This is a genomic window from Bacillus sp. S71 (assembly GCF_016625265.1).
GTDB lineage: Bacteria > Bacillota > Bacilli > Bacillales > Bacillaceae_G > Bacillus_A > Bacillus_A cereus.
In genome coordinates, this window is sequence record NZ_JACVUW010000007.1 from 100,720 (window position 1) to 116,177 (window position 15,458).

Below are 15,458 nucleotides of genomic sequence, written 5' to 3' on the forward strand. Positions count from 1 at the left end.
AAGAGGAAAATATGACAGAAAATCGAAAAAACTGTTGTTGCAAAATGAAAATAAACAAAGTATACTAACACTCGTAAACTTAAGAGCTGAGGTACGTAGTCACTACTTAAAGGGTTAGGACCTCTCTGGACTAACTTTCCCCCGTGGTAGTGGAGCAAGCCAAATTGCAAATTAGTTTTCAATTCGAACAGTTAGAATAAATTTACAAGGGGGAACTGTAGAATGGATACTATGGATACGATGGGTCGTCACGTGATCGCTGAACTTTGGGATTGCGATTTCGACAAGCTTAATGACATGCCGTATATTGAACAATTATTTGTGGATGCAGCACTAAGAGCTGGTGCTGAAGTGCGTGAGGTTGCTTTCCATAAATTTGCACCACAAGGTGTAAGTGGAGTAGTAATTATCTCAGAATCACATTTAACAATTCATAGCTTTCCGGAGCACGGTTACGCAAGTATTGATGTTTATACTTGTGGGGATCGTATTGATCCAAATGTTGCTGCAGAATATATTGCAGAAGGTTTAAACGCGAAAACGCGTGAGAGCATCGAGCTTCCTCGAGGCACTGGTAGCTTCGAAATTAAGCAGAGAGAAACAAAAGCTCTTTAAAAAAGAACATAATTGATTTAAAATGTAAAGAGGTGTATAATGCACCTCTTTTTTAGTTTATAAAAAAGGAAAAATATAACGTACTCGTTAGTTGAATACATTGGACTCTTGCAAATGAGGTAGTGCCCTATATACCATCTTATTTTTAAGTATGAGATGATAAAGTGATGCGCTGAAACTTAAAGTGGTAAGAGAGTTAGAATGAGTTATATAATATTGTATATATATTTTAGGTGAATTGAGTAGAGAAAAATAAAGAGTATAGTGTAAAGGAGTGAATGAATTGCGTTGTCCATCCTGTTCTCATAATGGTACAAGAGTGTTAGATTCGCGTCCGGTAGACGAGGGGCGCTCTATTCGAAGAAGAAGAGAGTGTGAAAGTTGTTTAAGTCGCTTTACGACCTTTGAAAGGGTAGAAGAGTCACCTCTTATCGTTGTTAAAAAAGAAGGCACACGAGAAGAGTTTAATAAAGAAAAGATTTTACGCGGTTTAATTAAAGCGTGTGAAAAAAGACCAGTATCTTTAAGACAATTAGAAGAAGTAACACAAAGCGTGGAACGTGAACTGCGTAATTTAGGTATATCAGAAGTGAAAAGTGATATGATTGGTGAAATTGTTATGGAAGAACTTCGCGATATTGATGATGTTGCTTATGTACGTTTTGCTTCTGTATATCGTCAATTTAAAGATTTAAATGTATTTATTGAAGAATTAAAAGATATACTGCAAAAAGAAAGAGAGTAGAAGTTGTATTTTATTCTCTTTACATACCGTAAGTAATAGGATAAGAGAGCTAGAAGCGAAAGCTAATAGCTCTTTTTCACTAAGAATTTATATAATGAAGATAGAAGGAATGAAGTAGAGGATAGATTGGATGAGAGAAAGGAAAAGCAAGAATGGAAAAACAGTCATGGATGGAGCTATTGCCGATTGATCGTTATAAAGTAAGTGCGAAAGGGCTACTGCATAATTACGACCGAAAAGTATTGACGATGTTGTATCAGCCGTTAATAGGTAGTAGAGCTTTTAGCTTATACATGACACTATGGGGGGAGCTAGAGCAAGATCGTGTATTTGGAAAAGAGAATACACATCATTCCCTTATGGTGACTATGCAAATGCAACTTCCTGAAATATATGAGGAACGAGTAAAGTTAGAGGCAATTGGGCTTTTGAAGGTATATATTAAGAAAGAAAAAGATATTCGAATGTTCATATATGAGTTGCAACCACCTTTATCTCCGAAGCAGTTTTTTGATGATATTGTTTTAAGTATCTTTTTATACAATCGATTGAGTCGGACAAAATATAATCAAGTAAAGCAATATTTCTTAGAAGAAGAATTTGATTTTGCTTCTTATGAAAATGTTACGCGCTCTTTCAATGATGTGTTTGGTTCGTTTAATCCAGGACAGCTTGAGCATGCGCAAGAAGACCTTCGTATTCCAAAAACGACAACTATGCCAAGTAACGAGAAGGGAGACGCTCCGAAAGTTTGGAATGATTTCTTTGATTTCTCTTTATTTGTAGATGGATTGTCCGCTCTTGTTCCTAAAAAGGCGATTACAGATCAAGTAAGAGACTGCGTTATAACACTTGCTTACGTGTATGGTGTAGATGTGTTATCGATGCAAAATATCGTTCTTGGTGCGGTGACAGAGATGCAAACAATTGATATGGAAAGGCTTAGAAAAGGAGCGCGAGATTGGTATCAATTTGAAAATGGTCAAGCATTACCGGTACTAAGTGAAAGAGTACAGCCTCATGCTGCACGTACGATGAAAGAGAAAGAGCCTTCATCACAAGAGGAGATGTTAATAAAGCAGCTAGAGGAAATCTCGCCAAAACAACTATTGAAAGAGATTTCTGGTGGTGCAGAGGCAACGAAAGCGGACTTGCAAATCGTTGAAGATGTCATGATTAATCAAAAATTGACACCAGGAGTTGTGAATGTACTTATTTATTACGTTATGCTACGCTCAGATATGAAACTTGCGAAAACGTATGTCGAGAAGATTGCTGGGCATTGGGCACGTAAAAAGGTCGGTACAGTAGCGGACGCGATGGCGTTAGCGAAAGAAGAGAACCGTCAATATCAAGAGTGGGCTGAGACGAAGAAAAAAGGCCGTACGGCGAAGAAAACGGTACGAAAAGAAATGGTGCCAGATTGGCTTAAGGAAGAAGAGCCGAAAGAACAAGAGAAAGAAACGGCGAAGAAAGATGTAAGTGTAGAAAAAGATGCAAGTACGCTAGAAGATGAACGAAAACGATTAGAAGAAGTGTTAAAAAAATATAAGCGTGATTAATAGAAGAGAATGAACGCTCTTTGAGGTGAGAAAATGGAGCATATTCAAAATTCATTTACAAAATTAATGGAAAATGAAAACTTTAAAAATAGATATGAAGTATTAAAGGCAGAAGTAATGGCGCACCCGCGTGTGAAAGAATTTATAGACGAACATAAAGGTGAAGTAACGACTTCTATGATTGAGCGCAGTCTTGTGAAGTTATATGAATATATTGGACAAAGTGTAGGTTGCGTGGATTGTCCGGATTTAGGTGCATGTAAAAATATGCTGCAAGGATACGAGCCAAAGCTTGTTATTCAAGGGAAGATGATTGATATTCAATACGATCGTTGCGTTAGAAAAGTAGCATATGACGAGAGAAAGAAATATGAAAAACTCGTTCAAAGTGTATATATGCCAACGGATATTTTACAGGCAACTATGGAAAACTTAGACCCTTCTGACTTAAATGCACGTATCGATGCAATTGGCGCAGCGAATGAATTTTTAAGTACATATGAACCAGGTAAAAAAGCACAAGGTTTATATTTGTACGGTAAATTTGGTGTAGGAAAAACGTACCTTTTAGGAGCAATTGCGAACGAGCTTGCTCGAAAGAAAATAAGTTCGATGCTCGTATACTTCCCGGAATTTTTACGTGAAATTAAAAGTTCGATTCAAGATAATTCGATTGGCGAAAAGATTGATGCGGTTAAACGCGTGCAAGTTTTAATGTTAGATGATATCGGGGCAGAAGCGATGTCGAGCTTTGTGCGTGACGATGTGCTTGGTGCAATCTTGCAATTCCGTATGTTAGAAAACTTACCGACGTTCTTTACGTCTAATTTTGATTTTAAACAATTGGAACATCATTTAACGTATACACAACGTGGTGAGGCTGAAGAAATGAAGGCAGCACGTATTATGGAACGAATTAAATATTTAGCGAAACCAATTCCAATTGGTGGGAAAAACCGTCGTCATAAGTAAAAGAGCAAGCTGAGAAGCTTGCTCTTTTGTATTATAGTGATATTTTCTTTTCAAATATGAGATCGAAATATTCAGGTTGTCCAGAACTGCCAATCGTAGGGGCAACAATCTGTACGAACCTCCAGTCATCTCTAGCATGTTCTTGAATAATTTCTTGGTAGTCTTCAGCTAGTTTTGAGCGAGTGAGCCCCCAATGAAATTCGACTTTTACGAATTTATATTCAAACATTCAGATACCTCCCTTTAGTAATAAATAAAGTATGCAATAAAAAAATTCATAGTAGCTTGTATCATTTTTTTCTCCCTCCCTTAATATATATAAAATTAGCAAGCCATATTGAGTGGATTTTCTAACGATAGGAAATGTAATTCTACTAAGAGTGAACTTCACGCGGGACGGACTCTTATAGGATTTGTAACGTATAGATACAGTCCTTTAGAGCAGGGATAAAAGGGGGGACAAAAGTGATTGAAATTTGCTTCGAAGAAAAAAATGATGCTATGCACGTATATAGACAATTGCTGAAAAGAGCGGAAGTATTATATAAGGAAACGAGTGTGTATTTACAGGGACAAAAAGTGGTGATTCACATACCAGTACGTGAATCAAATTATATTGAAAAGATCTTATTGCCGGTAATGGTGTATTTTATTGTGAATGTGAAACAAAATGAGTGGATTTATACGATCTTAAAAGAAAAGTTTTTTTATGAAGAACAAGAAGAGTGTCATCAAATATTGCACATGGCACATGAGATTTTAAAGGGAAGAAGAAAAGGGGTAGCTCAGGATTTAACGCGTAACGCATTTGAGTCATATATTAAGTCTTCTTTAAATAATTGGCTTTGTGATCCGCTCTCATTCTCGTTTTCATCATATATCCGTTTTCGTCTTCGTACATATAGGGAAATGGTGGCTAAACTTGCGGAAGTGGCAATTGATGAATATAAGATGGAGCAAGAATACCAAATGTTCATTGAGACGCTTCGGCAACAAGTAAGTAGCCGTAAATCACGCTTGTCCTGCGTGCATCTTATTTTTGATGAAAGCTTTATCTTTTATGATGATAAAGGTAGACGTTTAAAACAGGAGAAGTTGGTCCAATATATAGATGAGGAATTGTTAAAGCAAAATGATGTATATATTGATACGAAAGTAATTGCGCCGCTTCTTTCTATTTCGCCCAAAAAGATTTATTTATATACGAAAGAACAAGACCATAATATGATTATTACTTTGCGAAATGTGTTTCAAGAACGGGTCCAATTACATGGATTACATGATTTTGAGCGCAATGTGAAAAATTTAAAAAATAAAGGTAACGCCCTTGATTTTCTAAGTTTTTGAGCATATAATTACCTACATAAATGAAATATATCGAAATGTTATGATGAGGACATGAGTAGTTTTCTACGATTTTCAGAGAGGGAAGCCTTAGGGTGTGAGCTTCCTAGTACGGGATTATTACTTACCACCTCTAAACTTTAGCAGTGAACGGTTTTTCTAGTAATTGCTAACGGACAACACCGTTATGTTGAACTTGAGCAATTAACAATTATGTTAATTGGAACAAGGGTGGAACCACGAATTCAACACTCGTCCCTTTTTACGGGATGAGTGTTTTTTATTTTGAGAAAAAGAGGAGTGACCAGTGATGGCAGATGTAGTTAAAATTACTTTCCCTGATGGAGCTGTGAAGGAGTTTCCAAAAGGCGTAACAACTGAAGAAATCGCAGCTTCTATTAGCCCAGGCTTAAAGAAAAAAGCTGTAGCTGGAAAATTAAACGATGAGATGATCGATCTTGTTACACCAATCGAAGAAGATGGTGCAGTTTCTATTATTACATTAGATTCTGAAGATGGCTTATATATTTTACGCCATTCAACAGCCCACCTTTTAGCACAAGCGTTAAAACGTTTATATAAAGATGTTAAGCTTGAGCTTGGCATTGGTCCAGTAATTGAAAATGGCTTCTATTACGATATCGATATGGAAGAAGCAATTACAGTTGAAGACTTCAAGAAAATCGAAAAAGAAATGCAAAAAATCGTGAACGAAAACTTAGAAATCGTTCGTCATGAAGTACCACGTGCAGAAGCACTTCGTCGCTTTGAAGAAATTGGTGATGAGTTAAAATTAGATTTAATTAACGATCTTCCAGAGGATGCAGTTATTTCAATCTATGAGCAAGGCGAATTCTTCGACCTTTGCCGTGGTGTTCACCTTCCATCTACAGGGAAAATTAAAGTATTTAAATTATTAAGCGTTGCAGGTGCTTACTGGCGCGGCGATAGCAATAATAAAATGTTACAACGTATTTACGGTACTGCATTCGTTAAGAAAGCAGAATTAGATGAGCATTTACGTATGCTTGAAGAAGCGAAAGAGCGCGATCACCGTAAATTAGGTAAAGAATTAAAACTATTTACTAATAGCCAAAAAGTAGGACAAGGTTTACCACTTTGGTTACCAAAGGGTGCAACAATTCGTCGTATTATCGAGCGTTACATCGTTGATAAAGAAGCAAGCTTAGGCTATGATCACGTATACACTCCAGTATTAGGAAGTAGAGAGTTATATGAAACTTCTGGTCACTGGAATCACTACCGTGATGGCATGTTCCCATCAATGGAAATGGATAATGAAGAATTAGTTCTTCGTCCAATGAACTGTCCTCACCATATGATGGTTTATAAAAATGATATTCACAGCTACCGTGAATTACCAATCCGTATTGCGGAACTTGGAACAATGCACCGTTATGAAATGTCAGGTGCGTTATCTGGGTTACAACGTGTACGCGGAATGACTTTAAACGATGCGCACATTTTCGTTCGTCCAGATCAAATTAAAGAAGAGTTAAAACGTGTTGTAAACTTAACTCTAGAAGTGTACAAAGATTTCGGTTTAGAGAACTACTCATTCCGTCTATCTTATCGTGATCCAGCAGATACTAAAAAGTATTATGCGGATGATGAGATGTGGGAAAAAGCACAAGGTATGTTAAAAGAAGCTATGGATGAAATGGGTCTTGATTACTATGAAGCTGAAGGTGAAGCGGCATTCTACGGTCCAAAACTTGATGTTCAAGTTCGTACTGCTCTTGGAAAAGACGAAACACTTTCAACTGTACAATTAGACTTCTTACTTCCAGAACGCTTTGAATTAACTTATGTTGGCGAAGACGGTAAGCAACATCGTCCAGTTGTAATTCACCGTGGTGTTGTATCAACTATGGAACGCTTCGTAGCCTTCTTAATTGAAGAATACAAAGGTGCATTCCCAACTTGGTTAGCTCCAGTTCAAGTACAAGTAATTCCAGTTTCTCCGCAAGTACATTTAGACTATGCGAAGAAAGTACAAGACGAATTGCGTCGTGCTGGTATCCGTGTTGAATTAGACACTCGTGAAGAGAAGATCGGTTACAAAATCCGTGAAGCACAAATGCAAAAAATTCCGTACATGCTTGTAGTAGGTGACAATGAAGTAACTGAAAACGGCGTAAACGTACGTAAATATGGTGAACAAAAATCAGAAACAATCGCATTAGATGCTTTTGTTGACATGATTAAAGTAGAAGGAAAACGATAAGAAAAAGCCGCGGTATACCGCGGCTTTTCTTTGTAATATAAAAGAGAAAAACTAGAAAAAATAACCATGTAACACTTATCATAAAAAAGTATTGCAAGTATGTTAGTTGTTTGTTACAATATTTCTTGTTGTTAGTAAAACACATCGCGTCTTCTTGACAGACGTCATGTCCTATGATAAACTCATCAAGGATAATAGAATATTGTTTTGTGGAACAAGTAGAAGCACCCGCTTCTCACCTGATGGACGCATTCGCAGTTAGCAGGTAAATGTATTTCTTACTTAAGATTTTACAAGTGTGGGTGTCGTATGCCCGCACTTTTTTTGTCGGGTTCTATGACTACAAAATATGTTCTGAGAAAACCTTGGAGGTGGCTTACTATTAGCAAGGATATGATGATTAACGAGCAAATTCGTGCACGTGAAGTACGTTTAGTTGGCGCAAATGGCGATCAACTTGGAATCAAGTCTCGTAATGACGCTTTAGACTTAGCTGCAAATCTTAATCTTGATTTAGTATTAGTTGCTCCAAATGCGAAACCGCCAGTATGCCGCATTATGGACTACGGTAAATTCCGCTTTGAGCAACAGAAGAAAGAAAAAGAGCAGCGCAAAAATCAAAAAGTAATTAGCATGAAAGAAGTTCGTTTAAGTCCAACAATTGATGAACACGACTTTAACACAAAACTTCGTAATGCTATCAAGTTTTTAGAGAAAGGCGACAAGGTTAAAGCGTCAATTCGCTTTAAAGGACGTGCCATTACTCATAAAGAAATCGGTCAACGTGTTTTAGATCGCTTCTCAGAAGCTTGTGCTGAAGTTAGTACAGTTGAATCTAAGCCTAAAATGGAAGGACGCAGTATGTTCTTAGTTTTAGCACCGAAAAACGATAAGTAATAGATAGAGGAGGAAATACCTATGCCTAAACAAAAAACTCATCGCGGCGCTGCAAAGCGTTTCAAAAAGACTGGATCAGGTAAACTGAAACGTTCTCACGCTTACACAAGCCATTTATTCGCTAACAAATCTACAAAAGCTAAACGTAAACTACGTAAAGCTGGTGTAGTAAGCGCTGGTGACTTCAAACGCATTCGTCAAATGCTTGACAACTTAAAATAAGTTCGGCTGATATATAGAACAATTAGGAGGTAATATTATGCCAAGAGTAAAAGGTGGTACAGTTACTCGTCAACGTCGTAAAAAAGTAATTAAATTAGCAAAAGGTTACTACGGTTCAAAAAATACATTATTCAAGGTTGCTAACCAACAGGTTATGAAATCTCTAATGTATGCATTCCGTGACCGCCGTCAAAAGAAACGTGACTTCCGTAAATTATGGATTACACGTATCAACGCAGCAGCTCGTATGAATGGTCTTTCTTACAGCCGCTTAATGCACGGTCTTAAAAATGCTGGCATCGAAGTTAACCGCAAGATGCTTGCTGACTTAGCTGTTCATGACGAAAAAGCTTTCGCTGAATTAGCAACAGTTGCAAAAAACAACATTAACTAATTAATTAGTTGAAACCTTAGAAGAATTTTCTTCTAAGGTTTTTTTGTTTGTGTTCAGAGAGAAGTTTGAAGTTCTAAAGATTAACGGATGTGTTGTTATCGATATGACAAAATCAACATAAAAACTATAGTGATATAGAAGAATATATATATGAAGTCAGGAGAATCCTCCTGGCTTTTTTTAATTATGCACGTTTGGAAAGAAGAGTATCTTTCCTAGCCGAAACGACACTGCTATAATGGAAAGATGATATGGAACTTTCATCAGATGAACAATTTAAGAGTGATGACTGAAACGTATTTGCAAATTAAGGACAAGCTATTTTATAAAGAGGTAGATAGCTGACTTATTCATAAGAACTGAAACATAATAATGAACTTTGAGATGAAACAACATTGTTGCGTAAAATGCGATGTTGGAGGAGGACAATAGAATGGACTTACTACAACTATTTAAATTACAAAAAGAATTAGATGACCGTATTGCAAAAGAACATGACTTACAACCGAAAAAATTGTTAAAAGAAAAAATGTTAGCTCTTCTTGTAGAAATTGGTGAACTTGCAAATGAAACACGTTGTTTTAAATATTGGAGCAACAAACCAGCTTCGGAACGTGAAGTAATATTAGAAGAATACGTAGATGGTTTGCATTTTATTTTATCAATCGGAATTGATTTAGGTATTGATAAAAACTTCTTATTCTATAAATGTGCACAAACGAATAAAACACAAGTGGAAATTTTCTTAGACACATATGCGAAAGTAATTCGTTTTACAGATCAACCATCTATTACAAACTATATTGAATTATTTACGAGCTATCTTCGACTTGGACAAGCACTTGAATTTGAGCAAGAAGAGATTGAAAAAGCATATTTAGATAAAAATGAGGTAAATCATCAGCGTCAAACACAAGGATACTAATTTAATTTTTGAATATTTCAATTTAATTATTGTATAATGAATTGACTGAAGAAAAAGGAGGGTGTTGGCAATGACAAAATTAGACGCGACATTGACAATGCTAAAAGAATTAACGGATGCACGTGGTATTGCTGGTAACGAACGTGAACCACGTGAAGTAATGAAGAAATATATCGAGCCGTTTGCGGACGAACTTTCTACTGATAATTTAGGGAGTTTAGTTGCGAAAAAAGTAGGGGAAGAAAACGGTCCGAAAATTATGGTTGCAGGTCATTTAGATGAAGTTGGATTTATGATTACACAAATCGATGACAAAGGTTTCCTTCGCTTCCAAACGGTTGGTGGCTGGTGGTCACAAGTTATGCTTGCACAGCGCGTGACGATTGTAACGCGTAAAGGAGATGTAACAGGTGTAATTGGTTCAAAACCACCGCACATTTTACCTCCAGAAGCTCGTAAAAAGCCAGTTGAAATTAAAGACATGTTCATCGATATCGGTGCTTCTAGCCAAGAAGAAGCGATGGAGTGGGGCGTACGACCAGGAGATCAAGTTGTACCGTACTTTGAATTCCAAGTGATGAAGAATGAAAAAATGTTACTTGCAAAAGCGTGGGATAACCGAATCGGTTGTGCAATTGCAATTGACGTATTAAAACAACTAAAAGATGAAAAGCATCCAAACGTTGTATACGGCGTTGGAACTGTACAAGAAGAAGTTGGTCTTCGTGGCGCAAAAACATCTGCGAATTATATTAAACCAGATATCGCGTTCGCAGTAGATGTTGGTATCGCTGGAGATACACCGGGTGTAACGTCAAAAGAAGCGCAAAGTAAAATGGGCGATGGACCACAAATCATTTTATATGATGCTTCTGTTATTGGACATACAGGTTTACGTGATTTCGTAGTTGATGTTGCTGATGAATTACAAATCCCGTATCAATATGATTCAGTAGCGGGCGGAGGAACGGATGCGGGTGCGATTCACATTGCTGTAAATGGTATTCCTTCTATGGCAATTACAATTGCAACGCGCTATATCCATTCTCATGCGGCAATGTTACATCGTGATGATTATGAAAATGCAGTGAAGTTAATTGTAGAAGTTATTAAACGTCTTGATAAAGAGGCTGTACATAACATTACATTTAATTAATAGAAAAAGCGAAGGAGATTCTCCTTCGCTTTTTTATGTTTTAAAAAGGCCGTTCTAATCCCGCTGCAGTATGAGCGCCTAAAATAATTAAACGAGTTAATTGCATCGCCATAAAATGCGGGGTATATATCATTCCTCTTTTAAGCCATGACATAATCATCCCTAGATGGGCACCAGTAACATAACTAATGAGAATATCGCGTGGAACCATTAGTTTTTCATCGTTAGGTTGTGAAATAGAGAGGCTTAATGTTAAATGCGTTTGAATTGCTTTCATCATCTTATACGTATAGTTTCCGGCAGCTTTATCACCAAGCATGACGTTATAGAAGTTAGTGTTTTCTGCAATATGTTCGAACAAGGCCAAAAAACTTGGATGTGGCGAATCAAATGTTAGTTGGAAATCTTCTTTATTTCTATTTCTCGGTTTAATTACTTCAGTTAGCTTTTCTAACATTTCTTCAATGCTTTTGTCTAGTAAGTCATATTTATCGTGGTAATGGCTATAAAATGTAGCGCGGTTTACAGGAGCGCGTTCTGCAATATGTTGAACAGTAACATTTTCAAAACCTTTTTCGCCTACTAAAGCGACAAAAGCATCCTGTATGAGTTGTCTCGTCCGTTTTACACGTGGATCATTTGTATTTTTAATAGACATTTTTATTTCCCCTCGTTTAATTTTCTGTACTTAAACAACATATTGGTATTATATTGTTGTTTAAACGACATTTCATACGTAAATTGTCGGTTGTAGATTCAAAATAATTATTTATAATTATAAACGATAGTCCTTCAGAAATCAGCACCGCTCGCAGGTAGATAAATTTCGATTTACGCTGCAGATGGTGTGATTTTTTTGTTAAAAGGTTAATATAATTAACAATTAAACAATCTAAACAATAAGGACATAAATAGTTTAGAAAAAAATTATATGCGATATAAGGAGAGGAATGCAATGAATCAGTTTCGAAGAATGGTAATTATCAACATTATCACATTAATTGTACTAGTTGGCGGCGGTATTGGCGGTTATTACTATTACAATCAAACGGAAAATTACTTAAAAACAGACAATGCAAAGATTGATGGAAAGGTAATTCCGGTTGCTTCACCAGTAGCAGGTAAACTAACTGACTGGAAAGCTGAAGTAGGAAAAAATTATAATGAGAACGATAAATTAGGTACTGTTACTGTAGCGGCAGCTAATGGAGAACAAACAGTAGATGTAACAATTCCACAAAATGCAACAGTTGTACAATCAAACGCAACAACAAATGCTTTCGTTGGAGCAGGTAGCCCGATTGCTTATGCATTTGATATGAACAATTTATGGGTAACAGCAAACATTGAAGAAACAGATGTTGATGATGTTCAAAAAGGTCAAGATGTAGATGTGTATGTAGATGCATACCCAGATACAACGTTAACAGGAAAAGTAGAACAAGTTGGCTTAACAACAGCGAATACATTCTCTATGTTGCCATCAAGCAACGCAACAGCGAACTATACGAAAGTAACACAAGTAGTACCAGTTAAAATTTCTTTAGATCATAGCAAATCAGTAAATATTGTTCCTGGCATGAATGTGACAGTTCGTATTCATAAGTAAGGGGGAGATGAGATGTCCTCAATTGTAATTGCAGGATATGCACTATTTTGTATAATCGTCTTCTTCCTTGTAAATCGTCTTTTACGAAAGAAAAAAACGAAAATGGGAGAAGAACAAGTCCCAGCCGTAAGTAAAATAGAAGTAAGTAAAGTTGAAACAGAAGAGAAAGAAATTGAACGAAAGCAAGAATCGGAAATTTCTAATGTAGTTGAGTTAGAAACAGGAAAGCAAGAAGAAGTAAAACAAGAAAAAGAAGTGCCGAAAAAACAAATGTCTATGCCTGTAGAGAATGTGAACGTAAAAGCAGTTGTAGCTGTATTAATTCTCGGCATGTTCGTTTCTATTTTAAACCAAACAATCATTAACGTTGCATTACCTCCGTTAATGAATGAATTTAATGTATCAACTTCAACAGCACAATGGTTAATTACAGGCTTCATGCTTGTAAATGGTATTTTAGTACCGATTAGTGCCTTTTTAGTTTCACGATTTACGTATCGTAAATTATTCGTAGCAGCAATGTTATTCTTCACGGTAGGATCTATCATTTGTGCTACTTCAGGAAACTTTACAATGATGATGACAGGTCGCGTAATTCAAGCAGTTGGTGCGGGTATTTTAATGCCGGTTGGTATGAATATCTTTATGACGTTATTCCCGCCTCATAAACGCGGAGCGGCGATGGGATTACTAGGTGTAGCGATGATTTTAGCGCCAGCTATCGGACCAACTGTAACAGGTTGGGTGATTGAAAACTATAGCTGGAACTTAATGTTCTATGCGATGTTTATTATAGGTTTAATTATTACGTTCCTATCTTTAAAATTCTTTACACTAGCTCAGCCAGTGTCTAAAACGAAATTAGATATATTCGGTGTGGTTAGTTCAAGTATTGGACTAGGAAGCTTATTGTACGGATTTAGTGAAGCTGGAAATAATAGTTGGACTAGTGCAGAAGTCATTATTTCACTTGTTATCGGTGTAATTGGTTTAGCGTTATTTATTTGGAGAGAGTTAACAACGGACAATAAAATGCTTGATTTACAAGTATTTAAATATCCAGTATTTACTTTTACTTTAGTAATTAACGCAATCGTTACGATGGCATTATTCGGAGGTATGTTATTGCTTCCAGTATATCTGCAAAACATTCGTGGCTTTACGCCAATTGAATCTGGTTTACTACTTCTTCCAGGATCATTAATTATGGGGATCATGGGACCAGTAGCGGGTAAATTATTCGATAAATATGGCATTCGTCCATTAGCGATAATTGGATTGGCAATTACGACGTATGCGACATATGAATTTACAAAATTATCGATGGATACACCGTATAGCGTTATTATGACGGATTATATTATACGTTCAATTGGTATGTCATTCATTATGATGCCAATTATGACAGCTGGTATGAACGCGCTACCGATGAAATTAATTTCTCACGGTACAGCAACGCAAAATACGTCAAGACAAGTAGCTGGTTCAATCGGAACAGCGATTTTAATCACACTTATGACGCAACAAACAACTGCTCACGTAGCAGATTACGGCAACATGTTAACAACATCAAACCCAATTTTAGTTGATAAAGTACACGGCATGGGTCAAAGCTTAGCGGCCTTAGCTGGATCAGCTCAAGCAGGAGACGGGATGAGCACACAACTATTATATGGACAAATTTCAAAGCTATCTGCAATTAACGGTATTAACGATGCCTTCTTAATTGCAACGATACTTGCAGGGATTGCTTGGGTGTTATCGTTCTTCTTACCATCAGGCAATAAACCAAATAGAAAAGCAGGGAATTAATTTCCCTGCTTTTTTGCCTTTTTAAAGAGTGAGATATAAAAAATGATAACCAGTTACGGAGCACAGCCCTGTTATAAACAAAATTGTCCCCATAGAACAAATACTCGATATTTGCCTGCCGCTTATAATAGCTAATAGTCCAGCTAAAGAGAAGAAGCACCAATATAAAGTTCCCGAAATTGGAACCATCCCCTCTAAATCTATTCCAGAACCTATACAAACAATAGGAACAACGATGAGTAATATGCTAGTGAAACCAGCTATAATGGTAAGTAATTTACGATGTTTCATGCCAGCAATAATTAAAAAAATGCCGACGATGAATTCGCATAACATTAAAGTAAGAGCCAAAATCATCCAAGTTAATATTCCAAACACTTCTGTATTACCTCCGATTTGTGGGTTTCAAAAAATGTTATATATAGAATGAATCACCTACAGACATGAGTACCCAGAAAATAACCCCTAATATTCCAATGGTAAAAATAATGAATCCCGTATTACGTATACTTTTAATTTTGGCTTGTACTCCACTTACCCCTGCTAATAATCCAGTTAAAGAAAATAGGGTCCAGTAAAGAGCAGTTGGAATCGGGAAAATTGTATCGATATGAATCCCTACACTTAAAAGAACAAAAGGTAGTGTGACAAAGGATAGGCTAAGTAGCCCCATTAAACCAACGAGTAATTTCCGATATTTAATCCCCGTTACTATTAAAAAAATACCACCAGCAATCCCGCATAGTAAGAGAAGTGGCGTGAAAAGCATCCAAATAATACTGAACATATGTAAACTCCTTTATGTGAATTAAGTTATATTTTACTACATGAGGTTTATTTTGGATATTATTAATGAGTATATATAAATTGAAGGAAATGGGTAATAACGATACGGATTATCAAAAACGCTAACCGCAGAAGAGTTTGAAGTTATGATAAAAGAGTAAAGAGAGGTAT

The 15,458-nt window shown here is 36.5% G+C and carries 17 protein-coding genes and 2 other annotated features; of the genes, 13 read left to right on the top strand and 4 right to left on the bottom strand.

The annotated features are described in order from the left end of the window. Window positions 1–231: 231 nt before the first annotated feature. The 4 genes from speD to dnaI all read left to right on the top strand — a co-directional run bounded on the left by speD (window position 232) and on the right by dnaI (window position 3,894). Window positions 232–615 (top strand): adenosylmethionine decarboxylase, encoded by a 384-nt coding sequence (gene speD, locus IBT51_RS17060; protein WP_002003660.1) that lies wholly within the window; start codon window positions 232–234, stop codon window positions 613–615. Between the two features lie 283 nt (window positions 616–898). Next, a complete protein-coding gene (nrdR, locus tag IBT51_RS17065) occupies window positions 899–1,360 on the top strand; it encodes a transcriptional regulator NrdR (RefSeq protein ID WP_001203687.1) in 462 nt (153 codons plus the stop codon). 152 nt (window positions 1,361–1,512) lie between these two features. Further along, a complete protein-coding gene (locus IBT51_RS17070) occupies window positions 1,513–2,922 on the top strand; it encodes a replication initiation and membrane attachment family protein (RefSeq protein ID WP_000415025.1) in 1,410 nt (469 codons plus the stop codon). Window positions 2,923–2,955: 33 nt separating this feature from the next. Then, the gene (dnaI, locus tag IBT51_RS17075; RefSeq protein WP_000400120.1) at window positions 2,956–3,894 is read left to right on the top strand and encodes a primosomal protein DnaI; all 939 of its coding nucleotides are present in this window, start codon (window positions 2,956–2,958) and stop codon (window positions 3,892–3,894) included. A 31-nt stretch (window positions 3,895–3,925) separates the two neighbouring features. Here dnaI and IBT51_RS17080 read toward each other — a convergent pair whose 3' ends face one another. Beyond that, complete coding sequence (locus tag IBT51_RS17080; RefSeq protein WP_000464454.1) at window positions 3,926–4,123, bottom strand: DUF4177 domain-containing protein; 198 nt, start codon at window positions 4,121–4,123, stop codon at window positions 3,926–3,928. Window positions 4,124–4,359: 236 nt separating this feature from the next. Between IBT51_RS17080 and ytxC the strand changes: the two genes are divergently transcribed. From ytxC to IBT51_RS17115, 7 genes are all read left to right on the top strand, one after another. Beyond that, window positions 4,360–5,241, top strand: a complete 882-nt coding sequence (gene ytxC / locus IBT51_RS17085; protein ID WP_044796478.1) for a putative sporulation protein YtxC — start codon at window positions 4,360–4,362, stop codon at window positions 5,239–5,241. 31 nt (window positions 5,242–5,272) lie between these two features. After that, window positions 5,273–5,501, top strand: a binding site (T-box leader). A 47-nt stretch (window positions 5,502–5,548) separates the two neighbouring features. Next, a complete protein-coding gene (thrS, locus tag IBT51_RS17090; protein WP_000786077.1) occupies window positions 5,549–7,486 on the top strand; it encodes a threonine--tRNA ligase in 1,938 nt (645 codons plus the stop codon). A 210-nt stretch (window positions 7,487–7,696) separates the two neighbouring features. Next, window positions 7,697–7,817, top strand: a sequence feature (ribosomal protein L20 leader region). Window positions 7,818–7,879: 62 nt separating this feature from the next. After that, window positions 7,880–8,383 carry a translation initiation factor IF-3 gene (infC, locus tag IBT51_RS17095; RefSeq protein ID WP_000973215.1) on the top strand — a complete coding sequence of 168 codons (504 nt, stop codon included), beginning with the start codon at window positions 7,880–7,882 and terminating at the stop codon, window positions 8,381–8,383. Window positions 8,384–8,404: 21 nt separating this feature from the next. After that, the gene (rpmI, locus tag IBT51_RS17100) at window positions 8,405–8,605 is read left to right on the top strand and encodes a 50S ribosomal protein L35 (protein WP_001125945.1); all 201 of its coding nucleotides are present in this window, start codon (window positions 8,405–8,407) and stop codon (window positions 8,603–8,605) included. Between the two features lie 37 nt (window positions 8,606–8,642). Beyond that, a complete protein-coding gene (gene rplT / locus IBT51_RS17105) occupies window positions 8,643–8,999 on the top strand; it encodes a 50S ribosomal protein L20 (RefSeq protein ID WP_001138362.1) in 357 nt (118 codons plus the stop codon). 433 nt (window positions 9,000–9,432) lie between these two features. After that, window positions 9,433–9,924 carry a dUTP diphosphatase gene (locus IBT51_RS17110; protein ID WP_000365050.1) on the top strand — a complete coding sequence of 164 codons (492 nt, stop codon included), beginning with the start codon at window positions 9,433–9,435 and terminating at the stop codon, window positions 9,922–9,924. Window positions 9,925–9,994: 70 nt separating this feature from the next. Next, entirely contained in the window at window positions 9,995–11,080 is a 1,086-nt protein-coding gene (locus tag IBT51_RS17115; protein WP_000163555.1) for a M42 family metallopeptidase, read from the top strand. A gap of 40 nt (window positions 11,081–11,120) precedes the next feature. Here IBT51_RS17115 and IBT51_RS17120 read toward each other — a convergent pair whose 3' ends face one another. Further along, window positions 11,121–11,738 (bottom strand): TetR/AcrR family transcriptional regulator, encoded by a 618-nt coding sequence (locus tag IBT51_RS17120; RefSeq protein ID WP_000023672.1) that lies wholly within the window; start codon window positions 11,736–11,738, stop codon window positions 11,121–11,123. Window positions 11,739–12,035: 297 nt separating this feature from the next. On the opposite strand from IBT51_RS17120, the gene IBT51_RS17125 reads away from it, so the two are divergent. Further along, window positions 12,036–12,689, top strand: a complete 654-nt coding sequence (locus IBT51_RS17125) for an HlyD family secretion protein (protein ID WP_001071419.1) — start codon at window positions 12,036–12,038, stop codon at window positions 12,687–12,689. 12 nt (window positions 12,690–12,701) lie between these two features. Beyond that, window positions 12,702–14,501: a DHA2 family efflux MFS transporter permease subunit gene (locus IBT51_RS17130; RefSeq protein WP_069356282.1), complete on the top strand. Its 1,800-nt coding sequence runs from the start codon at window positions 12,702–12,704 to the stop codon at window positions 14,499–14,501. A gap of 21 nt (window positions 14,502–14,522) precedes the next feature. On the opposite strand, the gene IBT51_RS17135 is transcribed toward IBT51_RS17130, so the two are convergent. After that, window positions 14,523–14,879: a hypothetical protein gene (locus tag IBT51_RS17135; protein WP_000467059.1), complete on the bottom strand. Its 357-nt coding sequence runs from the start codon at window positions 14,877–14,879 to the stop codon at window positions 14,523–14,525. A gap of 37 nt (window positions 14,880–14,916) precedes the next feature. Further along, entirely contained in the window at window positions 14,917–15,288 is a 372-nt protein-coding gene (locus IBT51_RS17140; RefSeq protein ID WP_088024390.1) for a DNA-binding protein, read from the bottom strand. Between the last annotated feature and the right edge of the window lie 170 nt (window positions 15,289–15,458).

Excerpts from the sequence above, each read along its gene's own strand:
- speD (WP_002003660.1), top strand. The coding sequence starts at position 232 with ATGGATACGATGGGTCGTCACGTGATCGCTGAACTTTGGGATTGCGAT.
- IBT51_RS17070 (WP_000415025.1), top strand. The coding sequence starts at position 1,513 with ATGGAAAAACAGTCATGGATGGAGCTATTGCCGATTGATCGTTATAAA.
- dnaI (WP_000400120.1), top strand. The coding sequence starts at position 2,956 with ATGGAGCATATTCAAAATTCATTTACAAAATTAATGGAAAATGAAAAC.
- IBT51_RS17080 (WP_000464454.1), bottom strand. The coding sequence starts at position 4,123 with ATGTTTGAATATAAATTCGTAAAAGTCGAATTTCATTGGGGGCTCACT.
- thrS (WP_000786077.1), top strand. The coding sequence starts at position 5,549 with ATGGCAGATGTAGTTAAAATTACTTTCCCTGATGGAGCTGTGAAGGAG.
- infC (WP_000973215.1), top strand. The coding sequence starts at position 7,880 with ATGATGATTAACGAGCAAATTCGTGCACGTGAAGTACGTTTAGTTGGC.
- rpmI (WP_001125945.1), top strand. The coding sequence starts at position 8,405 with ATGCCTAAACAAAAAACTCATCGCGGCGCTGCAAAGCGTTTCAAAAAG.
- rplT (WP_001138362.1), top strand. The coding sequence starts at position 8,643 with ATGCCAAGAGTAAAAGGTGGTACAGTTACTCGTCAACGTCGTAAAAAA.
- IBT51_RS17110 (WP_000365050.1), top strand. The coding sequence starts at position 9,433 with ATGGACTTACTACAACTATTTAAATTACAAAAAGAATTAGATGACCGT.
- IBT51_RS17115 (WP_000163555.1), top strand. The coding sequence starts at position 9,995 with ATGACAAAATTAGACGCGACATTGACAATGCTAAAAGAATTAACGGAT.
- IBT51_RS17120 (WP_000023672.1), bottom strand. The coding sequence starts at position 11,738 with ATGTCTATTAAAAATACAAATGATCCACGTGTAAAACGGACGAGACAA.
- IBT51_RS17125 (WP_001071419.1), top strand. The coding sequence starts at position 12,036 with ATGAATCAGTTTCGAAGAATGGTAATTATCAACATTATCACATTAATT.
- IBT51_RS17130 (WP_069356282.1), top strand. The coding sequence starts at position 12,702 with ATGTCCTCAATTGTAATTGCAGGATATGCACTATTTTGTATAATCGTC.
- IBT51_RS17140 (WP_088024390.1), bottom strand. The coding sequence starts at position 15,288 with ATGTTCAGTATTATTTGGATGCTTTTCACGCCACTTCTCTTACTATGC.